12 protein-coding genes and 2 pseudogenes are annotated in these 13,959 nt (G+C 57.3%); 10 read left to right on the top strand and 4 right to left on the bottom strand.

All coding sequences use genetic code 11. The features are described 5' to 3' along the window. The first annotated feature begins 103 nt into the window (after positions 1-103). Genes B6V73_RS16570 through B6V73_RS16595 form a run of 6 tightly spaced genes read left to right on the top strand, consistent with a single transcriptional unit; the run spans position 104 to position 6,074 of the window. Positions 104-346, top strand: a complete 243-nt coding sequence (locus B6V73_RS16570; protein WP_088725821.1) for a hypothetical protein — start codon at positions 104-106, stop codon at positions 344-346. Positions 347-350: 4 nt separating this feature from the next. Next, the gene (locus tag B6V73_RS16575) at positions 351-1,541 is read left to right on the top strand and encodes a glycosyltransferase (protein WP_088725822.1); all 1,191 of its coding nucleotides are present in this window, start codon (positions 351-353) and stop codon (positions 1,539-1,541) included. A 20-nt stretch (positions 1,542-1,561) separates the two neighbouring features. After that, the gene (locus B6V73_RS16580) at positions 1,562-2,590 is read left to right on the top strand and encodes a polysaccharide biosynthesis protein (protein WP_088725870.1); all 1,029 of its coding nucleotides are present in this window, start codon (positions 1,562-1,564) and stop codon (positions 2,588-2,590) included. A 4-nt stretch (positions 2,591-2,594) separates the two neighbouring features. Then, entirely contained in the window at positions 2,595-3,728 is a 1,134-nt protein-coding gene (locus tag B6V73_RS16585; protein WP_088725823.1) for an NAD-dependent epimerase/dehydratase family protein, read from the top strand. Between the two features lie 2 nt (positions 3,729-3,730). Then, positions 3,731-4,867, top strand: coding sequence for a UDP-N-acetylglucosamine 2-epimerase (non-hydrolyzing) (wecB, locus tag B6V73_RS16590; protein WP_088725824.1), 1,137 nt, complete (start codon positions 3,731-3,733; stop codon positions 4,865-4,867). A 10-nt stretch (positions 4,868-4,877) separates the two neighbouring features. Beyond that, positions 4,878-6,074, top strand: coding sequence for a glycosyltransferase family 4 protein (locus B6V73_RS16595; RefSeq protein WP_088725825.1), 1,197 nt, complete (start codon positions 4,878-4,880; stop codon positions 6,072-6,074). A 303-nt stretch (positions 6,075-6,377) separates the two neighbouring features. Here B6V73_RS16595 and B6V73_RS16600 read toward each other — a convergent pair whose 3' ends face one another. After that, positions 6,378-7,028, bottom strand: a complete 651-nt coding sequence (locus tag B6V73_RS16600) for a hypothetical protein (RefSeq protein ID WP_088725826.1) — start codon at positions 7,026-7,028, stop codon at positions 6,378-6,380. Positions 7,029-7,121: 93 nt separating this feature from the next. On the opposite strand from B6V73_RS16600, the gene B6V73_RS16605 reads away from it, so the two are divergent. Further along, positions 7,122-7,358 (top strand): helix-turn-helix transcriptional regulator, encoded by a 237-nt coding sequence (locus tag B6V73_RS16605; protein ID WP_075777684.1) that lies wholly within the window; start codon positions 7,122-7,124, stop codon positions 7,356-7,358. 13 nt (positions 7,359-7,371) lie between these two features. On the opposite strand, the gene B6V73_RS16610 is transcribed toward B6V73_RS16605, so the two are convergent. Continuing rightward, positions 7,372-8,640, bottom strand: a complete 1,269-nt coding sequence (locus B6V73_RS16610) for a DUF6538 domain-containing protein (protein WP_088725827.1) — start codon at positions 8,638-8,640, stop codon at positions 7,372-7,374. Between the two features lie 190 nt (positions 8,641-8,830). On the opposite strand from B6V73_RS16610, the pseudogene B6V73_RS16615 reads away from it, so the two are divergent. The 3 genes and pseudogenes from B6V73_RS16615 to B6V73_RS16635 form a co-directional block, all read left to right on the top strand. Beyond that, a pseudogene (locus tag B6V73_RS16615) lies at positions 8,831-9,094 on the top strand (IS3 family transposase); the annotation flags it as partial. A 1,097-nt stretch (positions 9,095-10,191) separates the two neighbouring features. Then, positions 10,192-10,754: pseudogene (locus tag B6V73_RS21170) on the top strand (glycosyltransferase). Beyond that, complete coding sequence (locus tag B6V73_RS16635) at positions 10,744-11,535, top strand: glycosyltransferase family 25 protein (protein WP_088725831.1); 792 nt, start codon at positions 10,744-10,746, stop codon at positions 11,533-11,535. The pseudogene B6V73_RS21170 and the gene B6V73_RS16635 overlap by 11 nt, the downstream one beginning before the upstream one ends. Before the next feature lie 479 nt (positions 11,536-12,014). Here B6V73_RS16635 and B6V73_RS16645 read toward each other — a convergent pair whose 3' ends face one another. Next, positions 12,015-13,277, bottom strand: coding sequence for an amidase family protein (locus B6V73_RS16645; protein ID WP_088725833.1), 1,263 nt, complete (start codon positions 13,275-13,277; stop codon positions 12,015-12,017). Further along, the gene (locus B6V73_RS16650) at positions 13,274-13,948 is read right to left on the bottom strand and encodes a DUF2848 domain-containing protein (protein WP_088725834.1); all 675 of its coding nucleotides are present in this window, start codon (positions 13,946-13,948) and stop codon (positions 13,274-13,276) included. The genes B6V73_RS16645 and B6V73_RS16650 overlap by 4 nt, the downstream gene beginning before the upstream one ends. Between the last annotated feature and the right edge of the window lie 11 nt (positions 13,949-13,959).

The raw sequence follows: 13,959 nt of genomic DNA on the forward strand, positions 1-13,959 counted from the left end.
GAAGGAAGCGTTCAAGTTGCGACTTCGTTCCTCAAGGAAATCCTGAGAGCCGGAGACGGCCATCTCGACGTTTCAACCACCGAACGGTACAGGTATCGACAACATGTTTCTGATGCTTTTGTCAGCTGTTGGTGCCATCGGTGGCTTTTTCGTCCTGCTGGCGGTGTCCTATCGCGCATCAGGGCTTCAGACCAAATCCCTTTCGATTATGGTGACATTCATGGTCATATCGGTTTTCGACTCCTTCCTTCTGCGCCCGGAAATTCCGATCGCGCCGCTGTTCTGGCATTTGGTCGTTTCCCGGGCATTCTCCCGGCAGAGCGGTTCTGCGTGGGCACGGAGGTGATGACATGAACCCGCCCCCCATTGTTCTCTGCGTCACCGACTATTTTCTGCCCGGCTACCGCGGTGGGGGGCCGGTCACCACGCTTGCCAACATGCGCCTGCAATTGGCAAGTAAGGTCACACTGGCGATCTTTACCCGTGACCGGGATCTTGGCGCCGCTTCGGGATATGAAGGCGTCGTGACCGAGCAATGGACGGACACGACCCATGGGCCTGTCTATTATGCCAGCCCGAACGCTTTCGGCCCGCGCGGATTGCGTCGCGCTATGGCCGGGCACGCCTTCGATGCGATCTATCTCAATAGTTTCTTCAGCGCGAAGGGGGCGATCCTTCCCTATCTCGCGCTGAGACGCGCGGCACCGCGTCTGCCCATCCTGCTGGCTCCACGTGGCGAGTTTTCGCCCGGGGCCCTTGCCGTAAAACGCGCAAAAAAGCGCCTGTACCTTCAGGCAGCACGTCTGTTCGGTCTTTACCAAGATATCTATTGGCATGCCTCCACGGACCTGGAAGCACAGGATATTGTTCGGCAGTTCCCAAAGGCAAAAGGCCGGATACTGATTGCATCGGACCCGGTTTCGGCCGAGCCCCCTAGCGCAGCAGTATCCAAGGCGCAGGAAAAACGGAAAGGGCAACTTCGTCTGGCCTTCATCTCGCGGATTTCGCCGATGAAAAACCTCGACGGCCTGCTCCGCATTCTGCGCGACGTGCCTGTGGAGGTTTCGCTGGACATATTTGGGCCGATTGAAGACAAGCCCTATTGGCAAACATGTGCGGACATCATTTCGTCTCTCCCAGCCAATATTCAGGTGACCGCCCACGGCCCTATTGCACCGGATCAGGTATCGGCGACCTTCGCGCGCTACGATCTGTTCGCCTTTCCCACGCATGGCGAGAACTTCGGCCACGCCATCTTCGAGGCGCTGCGCGCGGGCACGCCGGTGCTGATCAGCGATCAGACATCATGGACGCCGGATGAGACGAAGGCGGTGACGGTGGTGCCGCTCGAAGATGAAGCAGGCTGGCGCGCGGAAATACGCGCCGCGGCCGAACTCGGGCCAGATGGCCAGGACCAACGACGCCGGGCTGCGGCACGCTTTGCGGAAGATTATGCCGCAAGGAATAGTTCCCACCGCGCAAATCTTGAAATGTTTCACGCTCTGTTGTCTGAGTGCCAGCAAGAGCTTACGGGAAAGTAGTTGAAAAGGAGCAATTGCAGGTGTTCAGAAACAAAACCCTCCTCATCACTGGGGGCACCGGCTCCTTCGGCAATGCGGTTCTGCGGCGGTTCCTCGAGACCGACCTGCGCGAGATCCGCATCTTCAGCCGGGACGAGAAGAAGCAGGATGACATGCGCAAGAAGTATGCCAATCCGAAGCTCAAGTTCTATATCGGCGATGTGCGCGACTACCAGTCGGTATTGAATGCCATGCGCGGTGTAGATTACGTGTATCACGCTGCAGCGCTTAAACAGGTGCCTTCGTGCGAGTTCCACCCGATGGAGGCAGTCAAAACCAACGTTGTAGGCACCGAGAACGTGCTGGAAGCCGCGATCAACTGCGGGGTTAAGCGCGTGGTCTGCCTATCGACTGACAAAGCGGTCTACCCGATCAACGCCATGGGCATCAGCAAGGCGATGATGGAAAAGGTGATCGTCGCCAAGTCGCGCTCAAGCAACGACACGGTGATCTGCGCCACGCGTTACGGTAACGTGATGGCCTCGCGCGGTTCGGTGATCCCGCTGTTCACCAACCAGATCTGCGCCGGCCAGCCGATCACCATCACGGACCCGTCGATGACCCGCTTCATGATGACACTCGACGATGCCGTCGATCTGGTGCTCTACGCTTTTGAACATGGCAATCCAGGCGAGATCTTCGTACAGAAGGCCCCGGCGGCCACCATCAAGACCTTGGCGCAAGCGCTCGCCGACCTGCTCGGGGTTCCCGATCACCCGATCAAAACGATCGGCACGCGGCATGGTGAGAAGCTGTTTGAGGCGCTGCTGAGCCGCGAAGAGATGGCGGCTGCTCAGGACCTGGGCGGCTATTACCGGGTGCCGCCCGATTTGCGCGACCTTAACTACGATAAATTTGTCGAAACGGGCGAGGTCAGAATCTCGCAAGCGGTGGATTATAACTCGCACAACACAAAGCGCCTCGACATGAAAGGAATGCAAGAACTTCTAATGAAACTCCGTTTCATGCAGGCGGCAGTTCGGGGCGAACATTTGGAGGCCGAGGAGTAACTCGATGTCGTTTCCGTTTACCCGGGTTCTGGTTACCGGTTCACAGGGCTTCATCGGTCGTAACCTTATGGTGCGTCTCGGTGAACATTCCGATATAACCATTGCGCGGTTCGATCGCGGCGACGATCCTGCCCGTCTCCAAAATCTAGTAGCTGAAACGGATGTAATTATTCACTTAGCTGGTGAAAACCGACCCAAGGACGAACGGGCGTTCGACGAGGTCAACACTGGTCTAACGGAGAAACTGTGCGACGCTATTCAGCGGGAATTCGATGCGCGCGGACGCCACGTAGCGCTCCTGCTCGCCTCTTCGATCCAGGCCGAGCGCGATACCCCTTACGGTCGCAGCAAACTAGCGGCTGAACAAGCAGTGCGCGCCCTCGCACAGAAAACCAACAATCTTGCAATTGTATTCCGTCTTCCAGGTGTTTTCGGAAAATGGGGGCGCCCGAACTATAACTCGGTGGTGGCAACCTTCTGCCACAATATTCCACGGGGTCTGCCAATCCGAATTGACGACCCAGACGCATCGCTTCGTTTGGCCTACATCGACGACGTGCTAAATGGCTTCCTTTCGGCACTCAAATCGCAGGAACCGGGCTTCTACTTTGCCGATGTCGACCCCACTTATGTGACTACAGTGGGCGAGCTCGCCGCACTGCTTCAAGCATTCGAGACGAGCCGAGCGAAACTGCGCACCGAACGCGTAGGAAATGGTCTGGTCCGAGCGCTCTATGCGACCTACCTTAGCTACCTTCCTGAGGACCGTTTCGCATATGACATTCCGCAACACGGCGACGAGCGCGGTGTTTTTGTCGAGATGCTGAAGACGCCCGATTGTGGCCAGTTCAGCTATTTTACGGCAAAACCCGGAATAACCCGCGGGGGCCATTACCATCATACAAAGTCCGAAAAATTCTTAGTTATCAAAGGAGAAGCCCTGTTTCGATTCAGGCACATATTGAGTGGAGAGAAACTTGAAATCAGAACCTCGAACGACAAACCGCAAGTAGTTGAGACAATTCCAGGCTGGTCTCACGATATCACCAATATCGGCGAAGGTGAAATGGTAGTTATGCTCTGGGCTAACGAAGAGTTCGATCGCCAACATCCCGACACCATCGCGAGCGAGGTGTGAAGATGAAGAAGCTCAAAGTCATGTCCATCGTGGGCACCCGCCCGGAAATCATCCGGCTATCACGCGTTTTGGCGATGCTGGACCGGCACTGCGACCATGTTCTAGTCCACACTGGGCAGAACTACGACTACGAGCTGAACCAAGTTTTTTTCGATGACCTAGGGGTGCGCAAGCCCGACTATTTTCTGGGCAGCGCAGAGGGAAGCCGTAGCGCTGCGAATACGATTGGAAACCTGATTTCATCCGTCGATGACGTGCTCGCCGATTTGCGTCCGGAAGCCCTGCTAGTTCTTGGCGATACCAACAGCTGTCTATCGGTGATCCCCGCCAAACGACGCCACATCCCTATTTTCCACATGGAAGCTGGCAATCGGTGCTTCGACATGCGCGTGCCGGAAGAAACCAACCGCCGTATCGTCGATCATACAGCAGATATAAACCTTACATACAGTAGTATCGCGCGAGACTACCTGTTGCGCGAAGGGCTGCCGCCGGACCAAGTGATCAAAACCGGCAGCCCTATGTTCGAGGTGCTGAACTACTACCTGCCGCAGATCGAGGCATCGACGGCGCTAACTAGGCTTGGGCTCGAACGTCAGGGTTATTTTGTGGTCAGTGCTCACCGCGAGGAAAATATCGAGAGCGAACGCAATTTCGGCAAACTTGTCGATGTGCTGAACTCGGTGGCCGAAGACCACACCAAGCCGGTAATCGTCTCGACCCACCCGCGCACGCAAAAACGAGTGGATGCCGCTGGAGTCGTGTTTCACCCGCTGGTGAAGTTGCTCAAACCACTAGGATTCCACGATTACGTCAATCTCCAGATGAACGCTAAGGCCGTTCTCTCTGATAGTGGCACGATCACGGAGGAAAGCTCGATTCTCAATTTCCCTGCGATTAACCTGCGCGAGGTTCATGAGCGCCCGGAGGGGATGGAGGAGGCCTCCGTAATGATGGTCGGCCTCGAAGTCGAGCGGGTCCGCCAATCCCTCGCTATACTCGCGAGTCAGCCGCGGGGTGAAGAGCGAGGGCTTCGGACCGTTGCCGACTACACGATGCCCAATGTCAGCGAGAAGGTTCTGCGCATCATCCACAGCTACACCGATTACGTGAACCGGGTAGTGTGGCGGAAATCATGAGCGGGACCCGATGAAAGTCGCCTTGATTGCCGATACGTTTCCGCCGCTGCGCACCTCCGGGGCGGTCCAGTTGCGCGACTTAGCACGCGAATTTGCTCGGCAGGGTCATGAGTTGACGGTGCTTCTGCCCGACGCTGATCTCGACCGACCATGGACGCTAGAGAACTTCGACGGTGCGCAGGTCCTGCGCCTGAGATCGCCGCGAACCAAGGACATCAGCTACATTCGCCGGACCATCGGCGAATGGCTGATGCCCCGCGCGATGTGGCGCAACCTGCGTCGAAGCCCGTTGGCGGGACAATGCTGGGATGGGATCGTGTGGTATTCTCCATCGATTTTCCATGGTCCCCTAGTTCGCGCGCTGAAGCGACAGAGCGGCTGCAAGGGATACCTGATCATCCGCGACATTTTCCCTGAGTGGGCCGTCGATCTCGGCGTATTGCGGCCGGGACCAGTGTATCGATTTCTTAAATGGATTGCCCGCCAACAATACGATGTCGCCGATATTATCGGCGTGCAGACCCCTGGTAACTTAGGCTATTTCGAGCAGTGGCGCGAAGCGCGGAAGGGCCGCTCGCTTGAGGTTTTGCAGAACTGGCTCGACGCGCCAGCCAGCGCCCGATGCCCGATCAGGATTGAGGAGACACCGCTCGCCGGGCGAAAAATCATGGTCTACGCAGGCAACATGGGGATTGCACAGGGCATGGACATTCTGCTGGACCTAGCAGACCGGATGCAGGTTCGCGATGACATAGGTTTCCTGTTTGTCGGGCGCGGTAGAGATGCAAAACGGCTCAGAGAGATGGCGCGCGCGCGCGGTCTCGACAACGTCTTGTTTCGCGACGAGATCGACCCTGACGAAATTCCGGATCTTTACGCTCAATGCGACGTGGGCATCGTCGCGCTCGACCCCCGCCACAAATCGCACAATATCCCGGGAAAGTTCCTGACCTACATGCAAAACGGTCTGCCGGTGCTCGCAAACGTGAACGCCGGCAACGACCTCGCCCCTTTGATCGAACGCGAAAATGTTGGCGAAGTCTGCGAGAACAACAGCGTGGACGAACTCGAGCAACGTTGCTTAGCGTTGATCAAAAGAATTGATGCAGACCCGAAGTTGCCGGATCGGTGCTTCCATTTGTTCCAGCGTCAATTTTCAGTTTTACAAACTGTGGAACAGGTCGTCTCATCCCTCCGTGCTAAATAATAGCCCGTGCCCGCGTAGTGTTGGCCCCCGGCGGCATCCTGCATCTTTTGGAGATAGGTCGACATCATCCGCTACGAAGATGTCGATGCGCGTGGGCAGGGCGCGAAGGGGTAACGGTGGCGCCGCTCCCGAGGACGAGGTAGCGCCAACGCCTCGATATTCTTGAGCAAAAAAAGCAAGAGCCGCGACCATCATAGTCGCGGCTTTTTTGTTAGAATATCTTTTTATCGCGACGCGACAGAAGGAAAGAAGAACTGACACTCTGTCTGTGGATGCAGCGCTGCTGCCCCCTCGCGGGAACACTTACGGGAGTTCGGACGAGTCGAAGGATACGATAGCGGCCCCAACCCGGTCGTCACTATCCGCCCCGGACCAATACGCGCGAGCTTCCATCCAATCCGCCTCGGAAACCGGGTCACTGAAACCAGGATCCGAAAGTTGACGAAGCCCGTAGTCCAGATGCACAAGGCGCCCCAAGACGTTCATGTCATCGAGATCGATCGCGACCTCCAGCACATCTCGCCCCACCACGATACCAGAACCGGCGTCGACAACGAGATAGCGCCGAATAGCCTTCAGCAGGGACTCCGCCGGATCGAGATCCGGCTCAGGCCCCTCCGCTCTTCCGAAGAGCCAGCGATGGGCATAACTGCAAGCCTCATCCGTCAGGAGGACATACTGCAACTCTTCTTCCTTGAATGGGCCTCTCCGCGCGATCATCGACCGCGTCTCGAGGAATCCGCGCCCTTTGAGTTTGAGCGCGCCTTCGTAGCTCGTCGCACCATTCTCCAACAGCTCGAGGAGCGGACGTAGCAAGGGGTCCGCCAGCATGTTCTTGATACGGCGATAGACAAACCCATCACCGAGTGATCCGGCAAGACTGCGATCACGATGAATATACATCTCTCGATCGGAAATGAGCAGAAAACTGGGGTCGATTTCAGTTGCGTCCATCGAGGTGGTCCCTTTGCAAAGATGTATTAGCGAGCACACGAATGTCTCTTATAACCGGTAGAGCTAAAACCAACATTGCGCGATTGCAAGGGGGTGAAACGAACGCCGAAAAGCCCTCTGCGCGACACGCTCGCGAGCAACCTAAGATCACTGCGCGCTGAGCGTGGATGGTCGCAGGAACGTCTAGCGCTCGAATCTGGTCTCAACAGAACCTATTTGAGCGCCGTGGAGCGTAGCGAGCAGAATATCTCCATCGACAATGTCTGGCGCCTCGCGCAGGCGCTCGATATCGACCCCGCTAATCTGCTCAAGGTGAAACTGCGGAGCTGATCGTTCACTCGGCTCAGAACGCGATGGGCTCGAGGAGCTCCGCAATCGTCGCCAAACGCCCCCCGTCCCCGTAGCGCTCGCGCCCCAGAGCATGCCCCATCACATCGCGCCGGATCCGCTCGTCGATTCCAGCAGCGAGCATGCGATCCTCAAGCGCATGCCGCAGGCTGTAGAGCGAATGCCTCTCGCTTTCCAGGAGACCAGCATCCCGCAGATAGGTATTCACCGTGGCACTCAGAGACGCTGAGCTTTCCCGATAGCGCGAAAACCCATCCGGGAACGCGCGCATGGCCTCGAGCGACACCCCGTGCAGCGGCATCACGCGCTCCGCATTCTGCGTCTTCAGAACCCGCCCGATCGGCTGCAACAGCAAATGCGGGATCGGATCATCGAGCCGGATTTCCTCGGGCCGCAGCGCTGCGATCTCGCTCGGACGGAGCCCGGTATTCACCATCACCAGCAGGATTGCCCGCGCCTGCGGCTCCAGACCATCGAGCGCACCGGGGGCCAGCAAGCGGTCCCGTGTCCAGTCGTCCGAGAAGGAGGGCCTCCGCGCCGCTTTTCCCTCTCGAAAGCCAAGGTCTTCAAGCGGCAGCTCGAGTCCGAGCCGCTTGTCACGGTTCACGCGCCTCAAGACCGCACTCAGATGCGTCAGATCCTTGTTCGCGGAATTGGTTGTGAGCCATTCGCGCTCCAGCCGCTCCACCCACCAATCGCGGAAATCGAGGAAATCATCGATCGTGAGATCGGCAAGCGGCTTGTCACCGACAACCGCGATGAAATTCCGCACCGCCTTGATATGCGGATAGCGCCAGCGCCGAACCTGATCCGCACTTTTGCCCAAGATCTTGTCGCGTGCGAGCCCCCAGAATAGATCCAGCGCCCGCGACACGGTGATCAAAGGCAGCTCCGCCCCACCCAGAAGGGAGTCCGCTCCAAGCGGATCGCGCATCTCGTCACTGGCGACCAGATCGATACGCGCGAGTAGCTCTTGCACAGGCAGACGCGCCACCTTGCGCGCATCGAGAAACCGGTAGCCGCGCGCCTTCGCAAACCGCTTGGCCGCAGCGAACCGCGCTTCCGCGTCTTCCGTATTGCCATCGAGCATCGCCTCCCAGACCTCGACCTGCTCGGCCCAGAGCACCGGGGCCTTCTGTCGCGCCACCGTCTCGGACCCCGTCCGAAGGCTGATCACCACTTCGCGGCGCGGATCGACAGAGGCATACCCCTTGGGAACCCGCCGACGCAGATGCCAAACTTCGCCACGCTTGGTGATATTCATCGCACATCTCCGGGAAAGAGCTTTGTGTATCACTATGTGTAGCACGAAAGCCTTCCCTTGGGAATCGAATTCAGCTTAAATATTTGATTTATTTATATTTAGATACGATCTATACTTGAAAATCGAGGCGGATATGTCGGAGAGGAATTCCGACAATAACCACAATGGATCGCACTTGTCCTGCCAAAGGGCCTTCCTGAGAGCCCACAATCTCGAGCATTCGATGAGTCGTCGCGGGAATTGCCATAACAACGCGGCCGCTGAGAGTTTCTTCACCCTACTGAAACGTGAGCGGATCAGGCAACAAACCTACCGGACACGCAAAGAAGCCAGGCGGGGTGTGCTCGACCACATCGGGATGCTCTACAACCCGAAGAGGAAACATGCCCGAAACGGAATGCTGCCGCCCGTCGACTTCGAACGGTGGCGGAAACTGAAACCCGAAGGCATCTAAGAAACGAGGGGCTATTCACACACCAGACTTGGTTCGGGCGATCCACCCACAGACCTCGTAGCAGCTAGGGATAGGTCTTGCGCCCCTTCGCCGGCCTGCTTGCGTTAGGCTTCTGGTAAATCGGCATCAGCCCCATAAGGCGCATCAGCCGCTTATCCGCTTCTCGTTCACGAAGTGTCCATCCTGCTGGCTTACGCGGCCCCACAGCGGCACGGCCCCTCGGACTGCGCAAGTGCCAAGTCATCTGGCGGACACCGAAGAACGGGGTCTTCAGGAACTGCTCGTAGATCTGCCGCATCAGGTCGAGGTTCTGTTCGGCCTCGCCCTTCGGCTCGCGGTAATAGGATGAGCGTGCGATCGTGAGAAGCTTGCACTGCTGCCAGATCAGCAGACCGCAAATCGTAGCTTATGTCGGTGCACGAATTTGGTGGTGGGGAGGGGGCACAACAGTACCAGTTAAAGCCGACACCGGGAGCAGCATCCTGGACTAAAACGTTTATTATCAATCGGATAAAACATATGGAATTTACGTCCGGTAGCAGACCACTTTTACCGACTCGTTGTAGACTCTCTGCGCGAAAAGTTCTAGCGTTTAAGATATCATCGACTTTTCGGGAGCCGGCTAAGTGTCACTACGCGTTGTTCACTTTCACTTTGGTAAAAAGGGGGGGGCAGAACGCTTTTTCGTGAACCTTGCGAGAGCCCTACACGAACGCGGTGTTGAGCAACAGTTCTTCATCCGACCGAACCGCTCATGGGATGGCGATGTCGCTGCGCTTGACCCCGTTTTTAGAAACAATTTCAGCAATTTATCACCGTTGACGTTACTTGCTCATCTACAGGCTGAGATGTTCGTCAGACGATGGAAGCCAAACGCAGTTATGGCGTGGATGCCGCGTGCGAGGCAGCTCATCCACAGATGGCCTAACACTGAAAAACTGGCACGGATGGGGGATTTCCCTGCAAATCTGAAGCATTTCCAGAAATGCGATATTTTGGTTGGTAACTTACCTGGAATTTCGAACCGATGCATGGAGCTAGGCTGGACGAAACCTGTGGTTACAGTTTCGAACTTTACGCGGAAAGCTTCCGCATCCATGTCGCAATTAAACATAAAGAGAACAAGCAAGAATGACTTCGTAATCGCAGCAAGCGGCCGTCTCGCAGCCAGAAAGGGGTTCGACGTACTTCTTAAAGCACTAGATAGATTGAAAAACTGTACTCTCTGGTTAATGGGAGACGGAGAAGAAAAGGCGCGACTTGATGCTATTGCAGCCGAACTTGGCATCAGTCAGCGTGTTTTTTTGGGGGTTGGGTCGACGAGCCGATGAATTACATAGCACTAGCCGACGTGTTCGTGATGCCATCGCGCCACGAGCCATTAGGCGATGCTCTTCTCGAAGCTTGGGGAATGCGTATCCCTACGATTTCAACTCGCTCAGAGGGGCCAAGTTGGTACATGCGAGATCAGGTGGGTGGCATATTAACTGACATCGACGACGATGCTCAGATCGCTGAGGCAATTGAATTCATACGAACCAACAAACTAGCCGCCGAGAGTTTTGTGCAAAACGCAACCCGGCTTTCCGAGTTCTTTTCCAAAGAATCTGTGGTTGATGCTTATATAGACATATTCAGAGGGGAACCTCATGTCTCCTAAAATTGCATTTTACGTTATAAATCTCGACAAAAGCCTAAATCGGTTTGCCGAGTTTTCAAGTCACTTCAGTCCCCTTTCATGCAGAGTTGAGCGTATACCTGGAGTGGATGGATCCTGCCTTGGTATCGATCAGTTTACTGACGACGAGCGGTGTAGGAAAGAGATGGGCAGAAGCATACAACCCGGAGAGGTTGGCTGCTACCTTAGTCATAAGAAAGCTTTGCAACACTTCATCGCTTCCACTTTCGACTACGTGGTTGTTCTCGAAGATGACGCGGTTCCGACGTCCGATTTTGTAAGTACAGTTGAGGAAGTATGCTCTACTTTGCACCACCTTCGAGATGACATTTTTGCAATTAATATAGGCGCGACGGATTTCAAATACAGCACAGACTTTTGTGACGTCATGGGGCGAAAACTAAAATGCGCACACCGTTTTCCCATGCTGGCTACAGGGATTATCTGGACGCGCCGCGGCGCACTCGAATTCTTGTCCCGAGAAGAACCAATCTACATGCCATTTGACAACTTCTTGAGATTCTTGTTTAGCGGCACAAACAGAGCGTTTTCCATCGCGCCACCGTTAATCTCGACGTCGGGCGCCTCAAGCGATATTGAAGAAATGAATATGTCGACGCGCCGTTCAGCGCAGAATCGGAGTCGACTGTATTTTATTTTGAAACAGAGGAGAATTCTTCGCGAAAAGATTAGAGCTTTATTCGCATGCTTCTCATGGCGGACCAGCAAGAATAAAATCGCGATCAACAAGGTAAAACAGTAATGCCCAAACTCCTAATAATGCCGCGCGGCAATTTAGGAAACCAAATGCTTCAACTCATGTTTGCCAGGAATCTACAGAAACATTTTCCTGCACTTGAAATCATTGGTTACAACATGCCCATAGGTGAATTGTCTCAAGTTGGCGCGATGCGACTTCCCAGCTCTTTTACCATCTCTGCAGCAACCTGACCCCGATGTGCGGTGCTCTGGCCAGTCGCCCTTGCGACATTTCTTAGTTGCGGGCGGCCGTCGGCCTCAAAAGCGACCGGGAACGTCCAACGCCGGGCGGGGTCCGGCATTTCCAGCGGACCCTGCGCGATCTCATCGGCGAGCCGCTTCAACGCCCCCAGCTGCTCGCGGTCTACACCCAGCGGATCGAAGCGCAGCAGCACAGAGACCAGCGCCGCATCGATTTATACACCCCCGAAGGCGGGGGTCAGCCTCCAGCCGGTCCGCGAAACGACGCGCGGAGCGCCTCACTCATCCCGCCACCTTCTCCGCGAAGGCAAGCACACGCGCATCCGCCCCTTTCGGTGCTGCCAGCATCGTCATCGAATAGGCCGGATCCAAGCCTGGCGTCGGGATCGCGATCGCGCAGCCATCCACGAGGTTGATCAACGAGGTGTTACGCAGCATCTCGACATTGAGGCGGTCGAATTCGGCTTCGACCTCGGCAATGCTGGGCGGCAGGCGCATCAGCGTGGGCGCGAGCAGCGCATCGAAAGGCTCCATCAGCCGTTCGAAAAGCGTGACGATATCAGCGCGCGCGGCATAGGCTTTCTCGATTTCCTCAGGTGTAAGCGTGAGCGCGAAACGGATGCGCGACAGCACGCGCGGATCACCCACCACTTCGAGCTTTTCCAAATCGTCGCGGTAAATTTCGAGCGCTTCGACGGCGACGATAATCTTGTTGAGCACGACCGCCTTTGCGATTTCCGTCATGTCGACCGGCACGATCTCATGGCCCAGACCTGCGATCCGGGCTTTCTCTGCCTCGAACAGCGCCGCGACCTCGTCGGACAGACCATTGGTGAAGGCGCCTTCGGGCACAACGAAGCGCAGCGGGCCGTTTTCTGCCGCGGGAAGCGGCGCGCCTGCCATCACATCCACCATCTGCCGCAGCAAGCCAAGATCGCGCGCCATCGGCCCCGCCACGTCATAGGTCGGGGCGAGCGGATGCACCCCGGTATCGTCGATGAGCCCTTGGCTGGGCTTATAGCCCCAGATGCCGTTCGCCGCCGCCGGGATGCGCAGCGAGCCGCCGGTATCCGTGCCGATCGCGGCATCGGTGATCCCTAGGCCCACGCAGACCGCCGCACCCGAGCTTGAGCCTCCGGGCATCCCGCCCGGCACCAGCGCGCCCGAGGGCGTGCCGTGATGCGGGTTGAGGCCCACCCCGGAATAGGCGAATTCGGACATCGAAGACCGCCCGAACATCAACGCCCCCGCGGCCTTGAGCCGCGCGACCGAGACCGCATCCGCCTCTGTCGGCACGCGGTCCTGCAACAGGCGCGAGCCTGCGCTCGTGACCTGCCCGGCCTCGTCATAGAGATCTTTCACCGAAACCAGCGTGCCAAAAAGCGGCATCTCCTCGCCCGCTTCGTGGCGCGCCTCTAGCGCCTCCGCCTCGGCACGGATGCGCGCCGGGGCGAACTCGGTGAAGATCGCGCGTCGCTCCGACTCTGGCAAAGCCTCGACCTTGGAGATGGCAGTTTCGACCTTGATGAGAAATGGTGATGTCATGCGACCTCCGGCAGATTGCGCGTCTCGTATTCATGGGTGATCGCGCGCCCGTTGCGCGGATCTTCCATCTGCATACGGAAACGGGCCGCCGGGCGCACCCCTCCCTTCGCGCCGAACGTGCCGCAGAGCATCGCGACGGGGCCGTCCTTGGCCAGATCGGCAAGACCGGCACCGGTAATCAGATCGGTCAGAGGGCGGATCGCGGCGAGCGTGCCTTCCTGATACGGCACCCACTCGCCCCCCTCTTCGATCCAGCTGCGCAGCACGATCTCTTCGAGGTGGTCGGAGACACTCTCCCACGACCACAGATCAGATGCGCAGGGCTTGGCGCAGACCTGTTTCGACAGCGCCACCGAATGCGCTTCAAGCGCGCGGTCAGTATGGTCCGAGGCCAACCCGAGATAGGTGCGGCCCTCGACAGCGACGATCAGCGGCTCGACCTCGCCCGAAGTCTCGTTCCCCACCGCCTCAAGCACCGGGGCTTGCGTCAGAAGCTGCGCCGCCACGCGATAGTAAAGCGGTGTGGCCGAAGGCGCGGGGACCCCAAGCGCCGCCAGTTCCTCGATGTGGTGGGCGATGGCATCGGCGTCGCGCCCGGTCCAGCCAGCGACGATGAGATGCGAGAGGTCCAGCGAAAGCGGCGCGCCGTCAGCGCGAAAATTAAGGGTCATGGGAACTCCTG

Origin of the sequence: Thioclava sp. JM3, from assembly GCF_002213185.1 — a bacterium.
GTDB lineage: Bacteria > Pseudomonadota > Alphaproteobacteria > Rhodobacterales > Rhodobacteraceae > Thioclava > Thioclava nitratireducens.

Coding starts and splice junctions, on each gene's coding strand:
- B6V73_RS16635 (WP_088725831.1), top strand. CDS start 10,744: ATGTCTCCTAAAATTGCATTTTACGTTATAAATCTCGACAAAAGCCTA.
- B6V73_RS16575 (WP_088725822.1), top strand. CDS start 351: ATGAACCCGCCCCCCATTGTTCTCTGCGTCACCGACTATTTTCTGCCC.
- wecB (WP_088725824.1), top strand. CDS start 3,731: ATGAAGAAGCTCAAAGTCATGTCCATCGTGGGCACCCGCCCGGAAATC.
- B6V73_RS16585 (WP_088725823.1), top strand. CDS start 2,595: ATGTCGTTTCCGTTTACCCGGGTTCTGGTTACCGGTTCACAGGGCTTC.
- B6V73_RS16600 (WP_088725826.1), bottom strand. CDS start 7,028: ATGGACGCAACTGAAATCGACCCCAGTTTTCTGCTCATTTCCGATCGA.
- B6V73_RS16610 (WP_088725827.1), bottom strand. CDS start 8,640: ATGAATATCACCAAGCGTGGCGAAGTTTGGCATCTGCGTCGGCGGGTT.
- B6V73_RS16570 (WP_088725821.1), top strand. CDS start 104: ATGTTTCTGATGCTTTTGTCAGCTGTTGGTGCCATCGGTGGCTTTTTC.
- B6V73_RS16650 (WP_088725834.1), bottom strand. CDS start 13,948: ATGACCCTTAATTTTCGCGCTGACGGCGCGCCGCTTTCGCTGGACCTC.
- B6V73_RS16645 (WP_088725833.1), bottom strand. CDS start 13,277: ATGACATCACCATTTCTCATCAAGGTCGAAACTGCCATCTCCAAGGTC.
- B6V73_RS16595 (WP_088725825.1), top strand. CDS start 4,878: ATGAAAGTCGCCTTGATTGCCGATACGTTTCCGCCGCTGCGCACCTCC.